We start from the raw sequence: 16,972 nt of genomic DNA, 5'->3' as shown, positions 1-16,972 counted from the left end.
CGCCATGTGGCGCGATTCAGTGGCCCGCTTCAGGGGTTGCCTGCGAGGGGCTGTCGTCACGCAACTGCCGCGCCAGCGCCATCATTACCAATGGCACTACCGCCATCGACAAGGTGATGGCCAGCACCAGCAGGTCATGCACCTGCTGCGCCAGCACCTGATGGTCCAGCGCCAGCTTGAACACCACGAAGGCAAACTCGCCACCAGACGCCAGCACCACACCCAGGCACAACGCCTGGGCCTGGTTGAGCCCACCCGCCATGCGGCCCAGGCCATATAGCAGCGGCAACTTGATGACCACCAGCAGCAGGGTCAGCCCCAGCACCACCAACGGCATACCGAACAGCAGGCGCAGGTCGGCGCTCATCCCCACGCCAACGAAGAAGAGCCCCAGCAGCAAACCCTTGATGGGCTCGATCTGGGTTTCCAGTTCGTGGCGGAAAGGCGACTCGGCCATCAATACACCCGCCAGAAATGCCCCCAGCGCCATCGACACACCCACGTGCTCCATCACCCAGGCGGTGCCCAGCACCACCAGCAAGGCGGTAGCGGTCGACAGCTCGGGCAGGCCCGAACCGACTGTCCACTTGAAGACAGGAGTCAACAGGTAGCGGCCAAAGATGATCAGCACACCTATGCCAACCACCACCGCCAGCACCGGCCAGGCACCTTCGTCGGCGGTGCTGACATCACCGCCGAGCAGCGGCACCACGGCAATCAACGGGATCGCGGCAATGTCCTGGAACAGCAGGATCGCCACGGCCAGGCGGCCGTGTGGCTTGCCCAGGTCCTTGCGCTCGGCCAGTACCTGCAGGCCAAACGCGGTGGACGACAGCGCGAGGCCCAGGCCCAGCACGATGGCAGCCGGCTTCGACTGGCCGAACAGCCAGTACGCCAGCAGGCCAAGCACCACAGCGCTCAGGCCCACTTGTAGCGAGCCGACGCCAAACAGCGCCCGGCGCATGCTCCACAAACGCCGTGGCGACAGCTCCAGGCCGATGACGAACAGCAGCATCACCACACCCATCTCCGACAGGCGTGCCACGTTATCCGGGTTGTTCAGCAAGCCAAATACCGATGGCCCTATCAGGATGCCCGCCAGCAGATAGCCGGGCACCGCCCCCATTTTCAAACGCTGCGCCAGCGGTACAAGAAGCACCACGGCCAGCAGGAACACCACCGTCGCCTGCAACAGGCTGCCGTCATGTGGCATAGGCTCGCACCCTCGCTGATCCCCGCGGGGAAAGATCAGAAACGCTCTTCGACGACTTTGAATGGGTAGTTGACCGCCTTGTATTTGCCGATCTTGCCGCGCTTGGGCAATTTCACCTGCCCGTCGCGGGTGATGTCCTTGTAGGGGATGCGCGTCAGCAGATGGCTGATGATGTTCAGCCGGGCACGGCGCTTGTCGTTGGAATGGGCCATGAACCACGGCGCCCAGGACGAATCGGAGGCGGCGAACATGTCGTCGCGGGCCCGGGTGTATTCATCCCAGCGGGTGTACGACTTGAGGTCCATCGGCGACAGCTTCCACAGCTTGCGGCCATCGTTGATGCGGTCCTGCAGGCGGCGGGTCTGCTCTTCGGCGCTGACCTCCAGCCAGTACTTGATGAGGATGATCCCCGACTCGACCATCATCTTTTCGAACAGCGGCACCACGGTGAGAAACTTGCTGCTCTGTTCTTCGCTGCAGAAGCCCATCACCCGCTCGACACCGGCGCGGTTGTACCAGCTGCGGTCGAAGATCACTACCTCGCCTGCGGCAGGCAGGTGGCCCAGGTAGCGTTGCACATACATCTGGGTCTTTTCCCGCTCGGTCGGTGCCGGCAGCGCCACCACGCGGAATACTCGCGGGCTGACGCGCTCGGTAATGGCCTTTATGGTACCGCCCTTGCCGGCGCCATCGCGGCCCTCGAAGACAATGCACACCTTCAGGCCCTTGGCCACCACCCACTCCTGCAGCTTCACCAGTTCCACATGCAGCTGCTTGAGTTCCTTCTCGTACGCCTTGCCGCCCAGTTTCTCCGGCTGGTCCTTGGGGTCTTTCTTCCTGGACGACTTCGACATGGCACTCTCCTGAGGGCGAATGAAGAGTCAGTATGGTCGATCCATGGCAGTTTGCCGCTTCGCTTGTGGATTTCGCTGGCTTGCTTCTATCTCATTGATTCTGCGGGTGCTTATGGGTGTTCCAGGGAGGGTGTGGGAGCGGGTTTACCCGCGAATGCGTCATTGAAGCTACCGACGCATTCGCGGGTGAACCCGCTCCCACAGGGTATGCGATGCCTTCGTGGCCAGATTACTTGGCCAGTTTGTTGTAGCTGGTCATCAGGTTGCGGTAGTCCGGAATATGGTTGGAGAAAAGGGTTCCCAGCCCTTCGATATCGTTGCGCCAGTCACGATGCAGCTCGCAGGCCACGCCGAACCAGGTCATCAGTTGCGCCCCGGCGGCCTCCATGCGCCGCCAGGCCGAGTCACGAGTCAGTTCGTTGAAGGTGCCGGAGGCATCGGTGACGACGAATACCTCGAAGCCCTCCTCCAGCGCCGACAGTGCCGGGAAGGCCACGCACACTTCGGTCACCACGCCGGCGATCAGCAACTGCTTCTTGCCGGTGGCCTTGACGGCCTTGACGAAGTCCTCGTTGTCCCATGCGTTGATGTTGCCAGGCCGGGCGATGTACGGGGCGTCGGGGAACTGCTCTTTCAGTTCGGGCACCAGCGGGCCGTTGGGGCCCGTCTCGAAACTGGTGGTGAGAATGGTCGGCAGCTTGAAGTACTTGGCCAGGTCCGACAGGGCCAGGACATTGTTCTTGAAGCGGTCGGGGTCTATGTCCCTTACCAGCGAGAGCAGGCCGGTCTGGTGATCGACCAGCAGCACGGCGGCGTTGTTCTTGTCCAGACGCTTGTATTGGAAGGCCATGACGGGTTTCCTTGCTTTAGCGGGTTGGGAATATCAGCGTAGGCAAGGATGAAAGGTGGATGGGACCGTCAGTCGGTTCGCCTGCCGAGGCCGGCGATGGGGCCGCATGGCGGCCCCTGCAATACTCAGCCGAGCACCTTGCCAGCCACCTCATCGACCGCCGCCTTGGTGATGGCGACGATCTTTTCGGCATCCTCCTGGTTCAGCACCAACGGCGGTGCAAAGCCGAGAATGTCACCATGCGGCATGGCCCGGGCGATCATCCCACGCTCAAGGCACGCTGCCGACACCTGTGGCCCGACTTTCAACGCCGGGTCGAACGCCGTGCGCGCATCGCGATCGGCCATGAACTCGACTGCGCAAAGCATGCCGTCACCCCGCACTTCACCCACCAGCGGGTGGCCTTCGAAGGTTTCGCGCATGCGCCGGTTCAGGTAAGCCCCCACCACTTCGGCGTTCTCGGTCAGGTTCTCGCGCTCGAGAATATCCAGGTTGGCCAGCGCCGCCGCCGCGCAGATCGGGTGCCCGGAGTAGGTCCAGCCGTGGCCCATAGGGCCGGTCTTCTGCGAGCCTTCTTCGATCACGTTCCACACCTTCTCGCCAACGATCACGGCCGACAGGGGCGCATAGGCGCTGGTCAGGCCCTTGGCCGTGGTGATCAGGTCCGGGCGAATGTCGTAGCGCTGGCTGCCCATCTTCGAGCCCAGGCGGCCGAAGGCGCACACCACTTCGTCGGCGATCAACAGCACGTCGTAGCGATCGAGCACGGCCTGGATAGCCTTCCAGTAGCCCTTGGGCGGCACGATGATGCCACCGGTGCCCATCAGCGGCTCGCCAATGAACGCGGCGACGGTATCGGGCCCTTCGGCCAGGATCAGTTGCTCCAGTTCGTCGGCGCAATAGCGCACGAAGGCCTGCTCATCCATGCCGGCCGGTGCCTTGCGGTACCAGTGCGGGCAGACCGTATGCTTGACGCCTTCCACCGGCAGGTCGAAATGCTGATGGAAGCTGGGCAGGCCGGTAAGGCTGCCGGTCATGATGCCCGAGCCGTGATAGCCGCGGTCGCGAGAGATGATCTTCTTCTTGAGTGGGCGGCCGAGGATGTTGTTGTAGTAGCGCACCAGCTTGACCTGGGTCTCGTTGGCATCGGAACCCGACAGGCCGTAATAGACCTTTTTCATCCCGGCCGGCGCCCAGTCGATGATGCGGCTGGAAAGCTCGATGATCGCCTCGGTCGAGTGGCCGACGTAGGTGTGGTAATACGCCAGCTCCTTGGCCTGGCGATGGATGGCGTCAGCGACCTCGGTACGCCCGTAACCGATGTTCACGCAGTAAAGGCCGGCGAAGGCATCAATCAGTTCGCGGCCTTCATGGTCACGCAGGCGGATGCCCTCGGCACCGGTGATGATCCGGCCCTTGAGCGCGCCGCTGGCGTGGTCATGGGCGTGGGTCGAGGGGTGCATGAAGTGGGCGCGGTCCTGTTCGAACAGCTGGCTGAATTCTTGGCTCATGGCAAACACTCCTTAGAACTGACCGTGGTGGTGCAAGCAAACGTATTTGGTTTCGACGAAGGGTTCGAAGCCCTCGCTGCCGCCTTCGCGGCCCAGGCCCGAGGCCTTCATGCCGCCGAACGGGATAGGGTGGCCGGTGAACTTGACGCCGTTGATCGCCACCATCGCGTGGTCGAGCCGGCGCACCAGCGGGTGCACGACATCGAGGCGGTTGCCGACGATGTAGGCAGCCAGGCCGTATTCAGTGTCGTTGGCCATGGCGATGGCCTGCTCCAGCGTGTCGAATGGCATGACCCCGGCAATCGGCGCGAAGTTTTCTTCCTGGTAGATGCGCATCGCCGGCGTCACATCGGCGAGCACCGTCGGCTGGAAGAACCAGCCCCCCAGCGCATGGCCCTCGCCACCGACCAGGCGCCGGGCGCCACGCTGCAGGGCGTCCTCGACCCGGGCCTGGGTGGCATCGAAGGCGGCCTGGTGCATCAGCGGGCCGACCTCCGTGGCTGTCTCCTCGCCATCGACCATCGCCGGGCCAACCTTCAGCGCCCGCACCGCTTCGGCAAAACGCGCCAGGAATGCTTCGTACAACGGCCGCTGCACCATGATCCGGTTGGCCGCGCAGCAGTCCTGGCCAGACGTCTGGAACTTGGCTGCCACGGCCACCCGCACGGCCAGCTCCAGGTCGGCATCGGCGCAGACGATGAACGGCGCATTGCCGCCCAGCTCCAGCGCCACTTTCTTCACATCCTGAGCCGCGGCTTGCAGCACCAGCTTGCCCACCCGGGTCGAGCCGGTGAAGCTGACCGCCCGCACGCGGCTGTCGCGCACCAGGGTTTCCATGGCCATTTGCGGCTCGCCGATCACCACGTTGAATACCCCCGGCGGGAAGCCGGCGTCCTCTGCCAGCTGGGCCAGGGCCAGCGCCGAGAACGGTGTTTCGTGGGCCGGCTTGACCACCACCGTGCAGCCGGCCGCCAATGCCGCAGCCGCCTTGCGGGTGATCATGGCGCTGGGGAAGTTCCATGGGGTGAGCAGCGCGCAGACCCCGACGGGCTCCTTCAGCGTACTCAGCTGGGCACCCGGAATATGGCTGGGGATGGTCTGCCCGTTGAGGCGCCGGGCCTCCTCGGCAAACCAGGGGATGAAGCTTGCCGCATAGGCGATTTCACCGCGTGCTTCGGCCAGCGGCTTGCCCTGCTCCTCGCTGAGAATGCGCGCCAGAGCCTCCTGGTGCTCGAGCATCAATTCGGCCCAACGCCGCAACAGCGCAGCGCGGCTGTCCAGGCTCTGCTGGCGCCAGGCCGGGAAAGCCCGCTGGGCGGCATCCACCGCGGCAACGATCTGCTCATGGTCGAGCAGAGGCACATGGCCGATGACCTGGCGGTTGGCCGGGTCATGCACGGCGATGCTGTTGCCGCTGTGGCTGTGCAGCCATTGGCCATCGACGTGGCACAGGCTGTTGAATGGGTAGTGGTGTGACATGACTGTTCTCCATACCTCGTTGTCGTGGCGCCAGGTTCAGGCCAATACGTCTGCGATTACCGCCAGGGTGTCGCCGCACTGCACCAGGCCGGGAAAGTGCCGGGCTGCGAGCAAGCCATTGCGTCGGGCGCAGTACTCGACCGGGGCGCTGCCGGTGCGGCGGATGTCATGGATACGGGCGATCACCTCACCCTGGCTGACCGTTTCGCCCAGGTCGCGGCACATCTCCAGCAATCCGTCGTGCTCGCTGGCGATGAAGCAATCGCCATCGGGCATGTCCAGCAGGGTTGTCTCGCCCTGCTCCAGTTCGCCGGCGAGGATGCCGGCGTGAATCAGCACATTGCGCACGCCGCGCTCCGCCAGGGCCACGCTTTTCGCCGTGGAGGTGCCACCACCGCCCAGTTCGGTGGTGATGAACACCTTGCCCTGCTCTTCTGCCGCGGTGTCGTACATCGCCTGCGCATCCAGCTCGAGCATGCGCATGCTGTAGGGCGCGGCGAAGGCCTGCATGCCAGCTTCACAACGGGCCTGCTGGGCCTTGTCGGGCAGCACATGGCATGCAGCGAACGGCAGGAAGTCGAGGGTGCGACCACCGGAGTGGATGTCCAGGACGATATCGGCCAACGGCAGCAGGGTGCGGCGGAAATAGTCGGCGATCTTTTCCGTCACGCTGCCATCGGGCCGACCAGGGAAGCTGCGGTTGAGGTTGCCCCGGTCGATCGGTGAGGTGCGGGTGCCCGCCTGGAACGCCGGTGTGTTCATGAACGGCACGATGATCACCCGCCCGCTTATCTGCCCGGCCTGCAGCTGCTGGGCCAGCTTGCTCAGCGCCACCGGGCCTTCGTATTCGTCACCGTGATTGCCACCAGTGAGCAAGGCTGTCGGGCCATCGCCGTTCCTGACCACCGTCAGCGGAATCATCACCGCACCCCAGGCCGAGTCGTCACGCGAGTACGGCAGCTTGAGGAAGCCGTGCTGCACGCCGTCCTGCTCGAAATCCAAGGTACAGGTGATGGGGTTGGCCACCGTGGCGGCGGCCTGTGCAATCGCATTCATGGGTCAATCCTTCACGAACAGCTGGCGCGGCACGTTGCACAGGGTCTCTACCCCGGTCTCGGTGATGAGGATGCTTTCGGTGATCTCCAGGCCCCAGTCGTCCATCCACAGCCCCGGCATGAAGTGGAAGGTCATGCCCGGTTGCAGCACGCTGGTGTCGCTCGGGCGCAGGCTCATGGTGCGCTCGCCCCAATCTGGTGGGTAGCTGATACCGATCGGGTAACCACAACGGCTGTCCTTGTGGATGCCGAACTTCTCCAGTACGCGGAAGAACGCCCTGGCGATGTCACCGGTGGTGTTGCCCGGCCGCGCGGCATCAAGGCCGGCCGCGATACCTTCGACCACCGCCTTTTCGCCATCGAGAAAGTGTTGCGGCGGCTTGCCCAGGTACACGGTGCGCGACAGCGGGCAGTGGTAGCGCTTGTAGCAGCCGGCAATCTCGAAGAACGTGCCGGCGCCGCGGGTGAACGGTGAATCGTCCCAGGTCAGGTGCGGCGCGCTGGCATCCGCGCCGGTCGGCAATAACGGCACGATGGCCGGGTAGTCGCCGCCATGGCCGTCGACACCGAGGATGCCGCTGCGGTAGATCTCGGCCACCAGCTCGTTCTTGCGCATGCCGGGCTCGATGCGTTCGAGGATGCACCCGTGCATCTGTTCGACGATGCGCGCGGCGATACGCATGTATTCGATTTCCTGCGGCGACTTGACGGCCCGCTGCCAGTTGACCAGCCCGGCGGCATCGCTGAAACGCGCCTGTGGCAGGTGCTTGCACAGCGCCTGGTAGGCCGCCGCGCTGAAGTAGTAGTTGTCCATCTCCACGCCGATGCTCAGGCCGCCCCAGCCCTTGGCCAGAATCACCTCCTGGCACAGGTAGTCCATCGGGTGACGCTCGCGTGACTGCACATAGATGTCCGGGTAGCCGACGATGTTGTCGTGCTGCATGAACACCGTGCGCCGTGCGCCATTGGCGTCCTGGCCGCGGCCAAACCAGATCGGCTCGCCATCGAGCGCCAGCAGCACGCACTGGTGCACGTAGAACGACCAGCCGTCATAGCCGGTGAGCCAGGCCATGTTAGAGGGATCGGTAACCAGTAAAAGCTCCAGGCCCTGTGCCTGCATGGCAGCGCGGGTCTTGGCCAGGCGCTGGGCGTACTCCTGCCGACCGAACGGCAGGTTGACCACTGTTTGTGACATGCGGATGCCCTTCTTGTGAGTGGGTTGCGAAAGCTGTCAGCTGTGAAACGCCAGGCCTTTGTCGGCGGCGATTGCGCGTTCGAAGGCAAGGTTGGCGATTGCGGTGTCCTGGGCCCCGGTGCCGGTCAGGTCGCACAGGGTGACCTCATCGGCCTGTACCCGGCCCGGGTACAGCCCGGCGATGATCTGGCCCAGCTCGGAATGAACGGCCTGCTCGCTGACCGCGCCAGCGCGCAAGGCATGGTGCAGTTCGCCCAGCACGCGGGTCTGGCTCAGGCGGTCGGCGACATAGCGGTCGAGCCGGGCCAGGGCCGTGTGCGCGATCTCGTTCTTGTGCTCGGCATCCGAGCCCATGGCAGTGATGTGCAGCCCCGGTTGCAGGTGATGCGGCTGGATCAGCGGCTCGCGGCTGGGGGTGCAGGTGATGGCGATATCGACCGACTGCATGGCCTGGTCGACAGTGTCGCAAGCCTGTACCTGCAGTTGCCCATCGCGCCCCAGGTCATCGCATAACGCTGCGGTTCTCTGCGCATCGCGCCCCCACACCTTGACCTGTTCGATCGGCCGCACCAGGCGCAGTGCCTGCAGCTGCAGGCGTGCCTGTTCGCCACTGCCGATCAAGGCCACGCTGCGGCTGTCCTGCCGCGACAGCCAGCGTGCAGCTACCGCACCGGCTGCAGCGGTGCGCACGGCGGTGAGGTAGCCATTGTCGAGGAGCAAGGCATCGAGCAGGCCAGTGCGGGCCGACAGCAGCATCATCATGCCGTTGAGGCTGGGCAGGCCAAGCTTGGGGTTGTCGAAAAAGCCAGGGCTGACCTTGATCGCGAAACGCTCCAGCCCTGGCAGGTAGGCGGTTTTCACGTCTACCTCGCCGTTGTGCTCGGGCACATCCAGGCGCAGGATCGGCGGCATCGCCACCTTTGCCGTGGCAAGCAGGGCAAAGGCCTGCTCGATGGCATCGATCGCGTTGCGATCGAGGGTGATGCAGCTACGCAGGTCGGCTTCGCTGAGCAAGGTGATGGCCGGCATTCGAATACCTCCAGTGAAGGAAACTTGAATTTCAGGCGTCGCCGCCGTTGATGACGCGCTGATGCTGTGCGCTGTCGACGTTGCGCCCGCTGACCACCACCACGACCGGGCCGCGGGCCGTCACCAGGCCGTCGAGCAGCGCGGCGATGCCGACTGCGCCGGCACCTTCGAGTACCAGCCGTTCGTGCTGATAGGCGTGGCGCATGCCGTTGGCGATCGACGCTTCCGGCAGCAGGTGGAGTTGGTCGAGCAGACGCTGGGTCATGCTCAGGGTGTGCTGGTTGCCCAGGCCGATACCGCCGCCAAGCGAGTCGGCAAGGGTTGGCAGCTCCTCGACTTCGACCGGGCAGCCGGCCTGCAGGCTGGCGTACATCGCCGCGCCACGCTGCATGCTGACGCCATGGGTGGTGAGCGCCGGCTTGATGCTTTTCATGGCCAACGCCACACCCGCGAACAGGCCACCACCGGAGAGCGGAATCAGCACCTGCTCCACCTCGGGCAACTGCTCGATGATTTCCAGGCCCAGCGTGCCCTGGCCAGCGATGACCTGGGGGTGATCGAAAGGTGGAATCAGCGTTGCGCCCTGTTGCTCGGCATGTTGGTGCGCGGCCTGCTGGGCGTCGTCCTGGGAGTGGCCGACGATGCACACTTCGGCGCCCAGATCGCGGATGGCCTGGACCTTGTTGGCTGGCACCAGTTGCGAAAGAAACACGGTTGCCTTCACACCCAGTTGCGCAGCAGCGTGGGCCACCGCCCGGCCGTGATTACCGGTGGAAGCCGTAACCACGCCGCATGCGCGTTGTTCCGCGTTCAGTGCGGCGATGGCATTGCTGGCGCCACGCAGCTTGAAGCTGCCGGTGGTCTGCAGGGCTTCGAGCTTCAGGTAGACCGGCGTGCCCAGGTGCCGTGACAGGCTGGGGGAAAGTTCCAGCGGCGTGCTGCGCACCAGGCCGTGGATACGCTGGCGGGCGAGGTAGAGATCGTGAAGCGAGAGCGCTGACATGACCGGGACCCAACAAGTGAGCTGATGTTGGGCGGAGTGTATGAGGCGAAAATTGTCGTGATGAATGTACTAGGGCAATTTGCCGGGGAATTTGTTTTTGCCTGCAGCGGCCTCTTCGCGGGCACGCCCGCTCCCACAGGTTTGGCACAGCGATTCCTGTGGGAGCGGGCATGCCCGCGAAGAGGCCGCTGCAGGAGAGTTACAGTTCATGGATCTGCGGATACTGCCCGAACAACTCCCGCATATCGCCAAAGGCCTGCCGCAGCTTCGCCTCGGAACACTCGGCGCCCACGCACAAGCGCACGGCCCGTGGCCGCGGTGTACCGCGCACCAGGAACGGCTCCGGCGGCGTTACCGCAATCTGCCGGCGGCGCAGGGCACGCACCAGGCTGTCCACTTCCCACCGCTCGGGAATGTTCAGCCACGCCCCTAAGGCATGGGAGTGCTGACCACGCACATATTCCCCCAGGTAGTCACGCAACAACGCCTGACGCTCGCCCAGCAGAGTGCGCTGCAACGCCACCAGCTGCGCCGCGCGCCCGTCGTTGATCCAGCGCGATGCAATTTCCGCCACCAGGGGCGTGGCCATCCAGCTGTTGACCCGCAAGATGCTCTCGGTGCGTAGCGCCAGGCGCTTGGGCATGGCCAGGTAGCCCACGCGCAGGCCGGTAAGCACCGACTTGGTCATGCTGGTGCAGTAGAAGGACAGCTCCGGCGCATAGGAGCTGAGCGGCCTGGCATGGCTGCCACCCAGCAGCGGCCCGTAAACGTCATCTTCGATGATATGCACGCCAAAGCGCCGGGCAATTTCGGCAATCTCCTGGCGCCGGCTGTCGGGCATCAGGCTGACGGTAGGGTTGTTGAGGTTGGGTGTGCACACCAGCGCGGTCACACGCTCGTTGCTGCAGATGTCCTCGAAATGCTCCGGGTTGATGCCCTCGCGGTCCATCTCCAGGCCTTTGAGGGTGAAACCGAGCACCTGTGAATTGCCGATCACGCCATGGTCGGTCAACCCCTCGCACAGCACCACATCATCCGGCCCGGCCAGCGAGGCCAGGGCCAGGAAGATAGCGTGGGCGGCGCCATTGGTGACCAGCACATCGTCACGCTCGACCTGCATGCCCAGGCCGGCAAGCCAGCGCACCGCAGCCTCGCGGTGGCTCTCGAAACCGGCGATGGGCCGGTAGGCATGGATCCACGGCTGCTCCTCTTCAACGGCCAACTCGGCGCAAGTGTCGCGCCAGATGCGCTCGTGCACCTGGGTGTGAAGGATGCGGGTGATGGAGAAGTCGACCAGGGTACGCTCGGGCAGGTCGATGATGTCATCCGACACACGGTCGCTCATGCGCCGACTGACGAAACTGCCACGGCCGATCTCGCAACGTACCAGGCCTTGGCGCTCAAGTTCCTTGTAGGCATTGGTCACGGTCTGCACGCTGATGCCCAGGGCATCGGCTACCTGCCGCTGCGGTGGCAGGCGCTGGTCATGTACCAATACGCCGCGCTCGATTTCGCCGGTGACCGCCTGGACCAGAATCTTGTATTTGGACTCGCCGATGCGGGCGGTGTCCAGGGCTGCCTTCCAACTGTGCATCATGATGTTCGCTTCACTTGCCGGGGCCAGGGTCACAGCATCCCCCGTACAAGTGCTTCGGGCAATTGTCCTAGTGCAATGCCATCGCCGTTTCAGCTTTTGTATGCTCGCCCCAAGGTCGAACTCCCGCTGCCTGCCAGCCTCGAACAAAAGACCGACCTGCTATCGCTGTTTTGCTCCACTGCCTCCTAACACAGAGCCGTCGATGACGGTTTTTATAACAAACAGGAGCTTCATTGATGAGCCAGCCTTTCAACGTTCCACGCCCCTTCCAGCGCCTGCTGATGGCCTGTGCCGCCTTCGGTGTGCTTGCCAGCGCCCAGGCTGCCAGCCTGGACGAAATCAAGGAAACCAGCCACATCCGCATCGGCTACGCCAACGAAACCCCGTTCGCCTTCACCGAGACCGATGGCCGGGTAACCGGGGAGTCACCGGAAATCGCCAAGATCATCTTCGAGAAGATGGGCATCAAGCAGGTCGATGGCGTGCTCACAGAGTGGGGTTCGTTGATCCCGGGCTTGCGCGCCGGGCGCTTCGATGTGATTGCCGCCGGCATGTACATCACCCCGGCACGCTGCAAGCAGGTGATCTTCACCGACCCGCAGTACGCCCTGCCCGACACCCTGCTGGTTGCACAGGGCAATCCGAAGAACCTGCACAGCTACGCCGACATCGCCAGGAGCCCGGACGTGAAACTGGCGATCATGGCGGGCACGGTCAACCTCGCCTATGCCCGCGAATCCGGCATCACGGATGCGCAGATCCTTCAGGTGCCGGACACCACCGCCCAGTTGCAGGCCGTGCGCGCCGGCCGCGCCGATGCTGCCGTGGGCACCCAGCTGACCATGAAGGGCCTGGCGAAAAAGGGTGGCGACAAGGTAGAGGCGATCAGCGACTTCACGGATGACCCGGCCCACACCGGCTACGGTGCCCTGGCCTTCCGCCCCGAGGACAAGGCCCTGCGCGACGCGGTCAACGCCGAGATGAAAAAGTGGCTGGGCAGTGAGGAGCATCTCAAGACCGTCGCGCCGTTCGGCTTCGACCGCAGCAACGTGACAGACAAGACCGCCGCCGAGCTCTGTGCCCAGCAGTGAATCGAGGTGGCATGGCGCTTGCCGTGCCATTCCCTGTGTAACCCGATTATTCAGGTCGAACCATGGGTGAATTGATACCGTTGTTACTGCAAGGCGCCTGGGTCACCATTCAGGTCACCTTCTTCGGCTCGCTGCTGGCCATCGTCGCCGCGATCCTCGCCGCCCTTGGCCGGCGTTCGTCATGGCGGCCATTGAGCTGGCTTTGCGTGGCCTACATCGAGCTGTTCCGCGGCACCTCGTTGCTGGTGCAGTTGTTCTGGTTGTTCTTCGTATTGCCGCTGCCACCGTTCAACCTCGAACTCAGCGCCTACACCGTGGCGATCGTCGGCCTCGGGCTGCATATCGGTGCCTACGGTGCCGAAGTGATGCGCGGGGCGATCAGCTCGGTGGCCAAAGGGCAGTACGAAGCCTGCACCGCGCTGAACATGCCCGCCACCATCCGCTTCCGGCGGATCATCCTGCCGCAGGCATTGCTGGCGGCCATCGCACCTGGCACCAACCTGCTGATCGAACTGCTGAAAAACACATCGCTGGTGTCGCTGATCACCCTGTCGGACCTTAGCTTCCGCGCCCGTCAGCTGGACCAGGCGACTTTCCAGACCCTGGAAATCTTCAGCCTCACCCTGCTGCTCTACTTCGTCCTGGCGCAGGTCATCAACTTCCTCATGCGTCGGGTCGAACGGCGCCTGAGCCGCGGTCGCCTGCGGGGGAGCCTGTCATGAATTTCTGGGACTGGAACTACGTCGCGCAAATCCTGCCCGACTTGCTGCAGGCGTCGCTGAAAACCCTGGGCATCACCGTGGTTGGCTTCCTGATTGCAGTGGTGCTGGGCCTGTTCCTGGCCATCGCCCGACGCAGCCGCCAGGCCTGGCTGTCATGGCCGGTGGCATTGCTGATCGAGTTCATCCGCAGTACGCCGCTGCTGATCCAGGTGTATTTCCTCTATTACGTGCTGCCCAACTACGGGGTCAACATGACCGCCATGCAGGCCGGCATCATCGGTATCGGCGTGCACTACGCCTGTTACCTGGCCGAGGTTTACCGCGGCGGCCTCGACTCGGTGGCGCGCAGCCAGTGGGAAGCGGTGGTCGCCCTCAACTTCGCGCCATGGACCGCCTACCGGGCAGTCATCCTGCCCCAGGCGATTCGGCCGATCCTGCCGCCGTTGGGCAACTACCTGATCGCCATGCTCAAGGACACCCCGGTGCTGTCGGCCATCACCGTGGTGGAAATCATGCAGCAGGCCAAGAATGTCGGCTCCGAAAGCTTCCGCTACCTCGAGCCGATCACCCTGGTCGGTCTGTTCTTCCTGGCCTTGAGCGTCGCTCTGGCCTACCTCGTTCGGCGCCTTGAAGTGCGCCTGGAGCTCCGCTGATGATCGCCCCTGTGACCCACTTCGCCAGTGCCACCGCCACAACCACCCAGCCGCTGGACACCCACATGCCCACACCGGCCATTGCCCAACCGATCGTCAGTTTCAAGGACGTGACCAAACGCTACGGCAGCTTCACCGTACTCGACGGCCTCAACCTCGATGTCGCCCCTGGCGAAAAGGTGGCGATCATCGGCCCCAGTGGCTCGGGCAAGTCGACGTTGCTGCGGGTACTGATGACACTTGAGGGCATCGACCAGGGCATGATCGAAGTCGATGGCGAATCGCTCACCCACATGCCTGGGCGCAACGGCACGCAGCTCATCGCCAACGAGCGACATGTACGCAAAGTGCGGGCGAAGATCGGCATGGTGTTCCAGAGTTTCAACCTGTTCCCGCACATGAGTGCCTTGCAGAACGTGATCGAGGCCCCGGTCCAGGTGTTGGGCGTGAAGCCGGCCGAGGCGCGTGAACGGGCTGCCGAGTTGCTGGAGATGGTTGGCCTGGGCAACAAGTTCGAGCACTACCCATCGCAATTGTCCGGTGGCCAGCAACAGCGCGTGGCGATTGCCCGGGCGCTGGCGATGCGGCCCAAGGTGATGCTGTTCGACGAAGTGACCTCGGCGCTGGACCCGGAACTGTGTGGCGAGGTGCTGAACGTGATCCGCCGGTTGGGCAGCGAGCACAACCTGACCATGCTGATGGTGACGCATCAGATGGGCTTTGCCCGGGAGTTCGCGGATCGGGTGTGCTTCTTCTACAAGGGGCAGATCCACGAACAGGGGACGCCGGCACAGATCTACGAAAACCCGCAACAGGAGCGGACCCGGGCGTTCCTGAGTGCAGTGCGGGAGGCGAACTGACCGGCGATCGTCGCGTCAGTACTCGCGCCGCTTGCGAAAAGCCCAGCGCCCCACCAGCACGGTGAAGGTCGCCACCAGGGCCACCAGTACCCAGAAACCATGGGGGTTTTCCGCCAGCGGCACACCCCCGACGTTCATGCCGAAGAAGCCGGCGATGATGTTGATGGGCAGGGCCAGCACGGTCACCACAGTCAGGGTGAACAGGGTGCGGTTGGTCTGTTCGTTGAGCTTGGCGGCGATTTCTTCCTGCAGCAGTTTGATCCGCTCACCGAGGGCGGTGAGGTCGCTGATCACCAGGGTGAACTCTTCTGTGGCCGCGCGCAGCTGGCGTATGTCCTGTTCCTGCAGCCAGTCGGGCGGCCGGTTCAGCAGCCGCAGCAGCGCCCCTGGCTCCAGCGCCAGCAGGCGCTGCAGGCGCACCAGCACCCGGCGCATGCTGCCCAGTTCGGCGCGGTTGTCGCTCAGACGCTGGGACAGCAACTGGTCTTCGATGCGGTCGACGCTGGTGGTGGTTTCACGCACGATCTGGGTCAGCACATCGCCTTGGTCGCGCAGCAGATGGACCAGCAACTCGATGGACGAATGAAAGCGCTCGCCACGCTTGACCGACGAGCGCAACTTGTCCACCGAATGCAACGGCTGCAACCGGGCGCTCACCAGCAGCTGGCTGCTGGCGCAGGCCCACAGCGTGGAGATGTCCGAGGACACCAGGCCGAAGTTGAACACCACATCGTTGACCACCGCCAGCAGCGCCGCGTCGGCGTGTTCGAGACGGGTCGAGCGCGAACCTTCGCGCAGGGTTTCGAAGAAGGCTTCGGGCAGCTGCAGGTGGGTGCGCAACCAGCGTTCGCAGGCAGCGTGGGCCAGGTTCAGGTGCACCCACAGAAACTCGCCAGGTTCCAGCGGCTGGCCGAGCATGCGCAACAACTGCGCCGAATCGATTTCGCGCCCCGGCTGGCCAGGGCGGAAGGCGAAGGCGTAGAGCAGGCCGAACAGGTCGTGGTCCTGTGGCAGATGCAGCGCGGGATGGCCCATTCGAACTCGCAATGAGGCACGGGAGATGGCAGAAAGGTTGCTGAATATTCGTTGCAGTCAGATGACAGCTGGATAGCTGAAAGCCCTTTGGGCTGCGCTGTCGCGTAGAGACCCTGTGGGAGCGGCTTTAGCCGCGAAGAATCCAGCGTGGTGCGTGGCACCGGCTGCGCCGGTGTTCGCGGCTGAAGCCGCTCCCACAGGGGGCCCTGCTAATTCAATGCGTTATGTGCAGCCTTATGAGAACGGGCACGCCCGCTCCCACAGGGTGTGCGGCGCGAAACCTGAGAAAGCGCAGCCATCACTTCACAAATTCCTGAACTGATTATTTGCCCGCAGCGATTTTTCCCCTCGCCAACCGCCACCAGAATCGCTTCACCACAATCACAAGAACCGTGAGGCCACTCCCGTGGACCAGACACTCCAGGTACGGCAAGCCGCCGCCGACCTCGTTGCGGCGTTCGCCAGCAACGACACTGCTCGCTATTTCGCCTGCTTCAGCGAAGACGCCACCTTCCTTTTCCACACCCTGCCGCAACCGCTGCTGTCGCGCCATGCCTACGAGCAACTCTGGGCCCAGTGGCAGGCCGACGGGTTTGCCGTGCTCGCCTGCGAATCAGGCAATGCCCAGGTGAGCCTGCAAGGTGACGTGGCGATCTTCATGCATGATGTGGCCACGCACATCCGTATCGCCGGCGAAGAACACCAGTTGAGCGAGCGCGAAACCATTGTCTTCCGCCGCCACGGCGAACGGTGGCTGGCCTGCCACGAGCACCTGTCGGTCGTATCGCCGGCCTGATCATCCATTTACGCGGCCCTGCCGCCCTG

General features: G+C 64.0%; 16 protein-coding genes. 5 read left to right on the top strand and 11 right to left on the bottom strand.

Annotated elements, in window-relative coordinates; all coding sequences use genetic code 11:
- Positions 1 to 16: 16 nt before the first annotated feature.
- The 10 genes from CAF92_RS21715 to CAF92_RS21670 all read right to left on the bottom strand — a co-directional run bounded on the left by CAF92_RS21715 (position 17) and on the right by CAF92_RS21670 (position 11,783).
- Positions 17 to 1,213 carry a monovalent cation:proton antiporter-2 (CPA2) family protein gene (locus tag CAF92_RS21715; protein WP_085601904.1) on the bottom strand — a complete coding sequence of 399 codons (1,197 nt, stop codon included), beginning with the start codon at positions 1,211 to 1,213 and terminating at the stop codon, positions 17 to 19.
- Between the two features lie 35 nt (positions 1,214 to 1,248).
- Positions 1,249 to 2,067 (bottom strand): polyphosphate kinase 2, encoded by an 819-nt coding sequence (gene ppk2, locus CAF92_RS21710; protein ID WP_085601903.1) that lies wholly within the window; start codon positions 2,065 to 2,067, stop codon positions 1,249 to 1,251.
- Between the two features lie 229 nt (positions 2,068 to 2,296).
- On the bottom strand, positions 2,297 to 2,917 hold the full coding sequence (ycaC, locus tag CAF92_RS21705; RefSeq protein ID WP_010951959.1) for an isochorismate family cysteine hydrolase YcaC: 621 nt from the start codon (positions 2,915 to 2,917) through the stop codon (positions 2,297 to 2,299).
- Positions 2,918 to 3,042: 125 nt separating this feature from the next.
- Entirely contained in the window at positions 3,043 to 4,428 is a 1,386-nt protein-coding gene (locus tag CAF92_RS21700; RefSeq protein ID WP_085601902.1) for an aspartate aminotransferase family protein, read from the bottom strand.
- Between the two features lie 12 nt (positions 4,429 to 4,440).
- A complete protein-coding gene (locus tag CAF92_RS21695) occupies positions 4,441 to 5,907 on the bottom strand; it encodes an NAD-dependent succinate-semialdehyde dehydrogenase (protein WP_085601901.1) in 1,467 nt (488 codons plus the stop codon).
- Positions 5,908 to 5,943: 36 nt separating this feature from the next.
- Positions 5,944 to 6,963, bottom strand: a complete 1,020-nt coding sequence (doeB, locus tag CAF92_RS21690) for a N(2)-acetyl-L-2,4-diaminobutanoate deacetylase DoeB (RefSeq protein WP_085601900.1) — start codon at positions 6,961 to 6,963, stop codon at positions 5,944 to 5,946.
- 3 nt (positions 6,964 to 6,966) lie between these two features.
- On the bottom strand, positions 6,967 to 8,157 hold the full coding sequence (gene doeA / locus CAF92_RS21685) for an ectoine hydrolase DoeA (protein ID WP_085601899.1): 1,191 nt from the start codon (positions 8,155 to 8,157) through the stop codon (positions 6,967 to 6,969).
- A gap of 36 nt (positions 8,158 to 8,193) precedes the next feature.
- Complete coding sequence (eutC, locus tag CAF92_RS21680) at positions 8,194 to 9,186, bottom strand: ectoine utilization protein EutC (protein ID WP_085601898.1); 993 nt, start codon at positions 9,184 to 9,186, stop codon at positions 8,194 to 8,196.
- A 31-nt stretch (positions 9,187 to 9,217) separates the two neighbouring features.
- Positions 9,218 to 10,189, bottom strand: coding sequence for a hydroxyectoine utilization dehydratase EutB (gene eutB / locus CAF92_RS21675; RefSeq protein ID WP_046616763.1), 972 nt, complete (start codon positions 10,187 to 10,189; stop codon positions 9,218 to 9,220).
- Between the two features lie 199 nt (positions 10,190 to 10,388).
- Positions 10,389 to 11,783 carry a PLP-dependent aminotransferase family protein gene (locus tag CAF92_RS21670; RefSeq protein WP_085601924.1) on the bottom strand — a complete coding sequence of 465 codons (1,395 nt, stop codon included), beginning with the start codon at positions 11,781 to 11,783 and terminating at the stop codon, positions 10,389 to 10,391.
- A 239-nt stretch (positions 11,784 to 12,022) separates the two neighbouring features.
- Here CAF92_RS21670 and ehuB point away from each other — a divergent pair, with 239 nt between their 5' ends.
- The 4 genes from ehuB to ehuA all read left to right on the top strand — a co-directional run bounded on the left by ehuB (position 12,023) and on the right by ehuA (position 15,112).
- Entirely contained in the window at positions 12,023 to 12,877 is an 855-nt protein-coding gene (gene ehuB, locus CAF92_RS21665; RefSeq protein ID WP_046616764.1) for an ectoine/hydroxyectoine ABC transporter substrate-binding protein EhuB, read from the top strand.
- Between the two features lie 62 nt (positions 12,878 to 12,939).
- A complete protein-coding gene (ehuC, locus tag CAF92_RS21660; RefSeq protein WP_046616765.1) occupies positions 12,940 to 13,599 on the top strand; it encodes an ectoine/hydroxyectoine ABC transporter permease subunit EhuC in 660 nt (219 codons plus the stop codon).
- Positions 13,596 to 14,252: an ectoine/hydroxyectoine ABC transporter permease subunit EhuD gene (gene ehuD, locus CAF92_RS21655; protein WP_046616766.1), complete on the top strand. Its 657-nt coding sequence runs from the start codon at positions 13,596 to 13,598 to the stop codon at positions 14,250 to 14,252. Before ehuC ends, ehuD begins: the two co-directional genes overlap by 4 nt.
- Before the next feature lie 65 nt (positions 14,253 to 14,317).
- Entirely contained in the window at positions 14,318 to 15,112 is a 795-nt protein-coding gene (ehuA, locus tag CAF92_RS21650; RefSeq protein WP_178081818.1) for an ectoine/hydroxyectoine ABC transporter ATP-binding protein EhuA, read from the top strand.
- 15 nt (positions 15,113 to 15,127) lie between these two features.
- Here ehuA and CAF92_RS21645 read toward each other — a convergent pair whose 3' ends face one another.
- Complete coding sequence (locus tag CAF92_RS21645) at positions 15,128 to 16,147, bottom strand: transporter (RefSeq protein WP_085601897.1); 1,020 nt, start codon at positions 16,145 to 16,147, stop codon at positions 15,128 to 15,130.
- A 406-nt stretch (positions 16,148 to 16,553) separates the two neighbouring features.
- Between CAF92_RS21645 and CAF92_RS21640 the strand changes: the two genes are divergently transcribed.
- Positions 16,554 to 16,943, top strand: a complete 390-nt coding sequence (locus CAF92_RS21640) for a nuclear transport factor 2 family protein (RefSeq protein ID WP_015268917.1) — start codon at positions 16,554 to 16,556, stop codon at positions 16,941 to 16,943.
- Positions 16,944 to 16,972: the final 29 nt, after the last annotated feature.

It is taken from the genome of Pseudomonas sp. B10(2017) (assembly GCF_002113295.1).
Classification (GTDB): Bacteria; Pseudomonadota; Gammaproteobacteria; order Pseudomonadales; family Pseudomonadaceae; genus Aquipseudomonas; species Aquipseudomonas pudica.
Note: the sequence above shows the minus strand (reverse complement) of the source record. Positions and strands in the feature narration are given on the sequence as shown.

What these genes read in the sequence shown, in the direction of transcription:
- CAF92_RS21715 (WP_085601904.1), bottom strand. Translation starts at nt 1,213, where the DNA reads ATGCCACATGACGGCAGCCTGTTGCAGGCGACGGTGGTGTTCCTGCTG.
- ppk2 (WP_085601903.1), bottom strand. Translation starts at nt 2,067, where the DNA reads ATGTCGAAGTCGTCCAGGAAGAAAGACCCCAAGGACCAGCCGGAGAAA.
- ycaC (WP_010951959.1), bottom strand. Translation starts at nt 2,917, where the DNA reads ATGGCCTTCCAATACAAGCGTCTGGACAAGAACAACGCCGCCGTGCTG.
- CAF92_RS21700 (WP_085601902.1), bottom strand. Translation starts at nt 4,428, where the DNA reads ATGAGCCAAGAATTCAGCCAGCTGTTCGAACAGGACCGCGCCCACTTC.
- CAF92_RS21695 (WP_085601901.1), bottom strand. Translation starts at nt 5,907, where the DNA reads ATGTCACACCACTACCCATTCAACAGCCTGTGCCACGTCGATGGCCAA.
- doeB (WP_085601900.1), bottom strand. Translation starts at nt 6,963, where the DNA reads ATGAATGCGATTGCACAGGCCGCCGCCACGGTGGCCAACCCCATCACC.
- doeA (WP_085601899.1), bottom strand. Translation starts at nt 8,157, where the DNA reads ATGTCACAAACAGTGGTCAACCTGCCGTTCGGTCGGCAGGAGTACGCC.
- eutC (WP_085601898.1), bottom strand. Translation starts at nt 9,186, where the DNA reads ATGCCGGCCATCACCTTGCTCAGCGAAGCCGACCTGCGTAGCTGCATC.
- eutB (WP_046616763.1), bottom strand. Translation starts at nt 10,189, where the DNA reads ATGTCAGCGCTCTCGCTTCACGATCTCTACCTCGCCCGCCAGCGTATC.
- CAF92_RS21670 (WP_085601924.1), bottom strand. Translation starts at nt 11,783, where the DNA reads ATGCACAGTTGGAAGGCAGCCCTGGACACCGCCCGCATCGGCGAGTCC.
- ehuB (WP_046616764.1), top strand. Translation starts at nt 12,023, where the DNA reads ATGAGCCAGCCTTTCAACGTTCCACGCCCCTTCCAGCGCCTGCTGATG.
- ehuC (WP_046616765.1), top strand. Translation starts at nt 12,940, where the DNA reads ATGGGTGAATTGATACCGTTGTTACTGCAAGGCGCCTGGGTCACCATT.
- ehuD (WP_046616766.1), top strand. Translation starts at nt 13,596, where the DNA reads ATGAATTTCTGGGACTGGAACTACGTCGCGCAAATCCTGCCCGACTTG.
- ehuA (WP_178081818.1), top strand. Translation starts at nt 14,318, where the DNA reads ATGCCCACACCGGCCATTGCCCAACCGATCGTCAGTTTCAAGGACGTG.
- CAF92_RS21645 (WP_085601897.1), bottom strand. Translation starts at nt 16,147, where the DNA reads ATGGGCCATCCCGCGCTGCATCTGCCACAGGACCACGACCTGTTCGGC.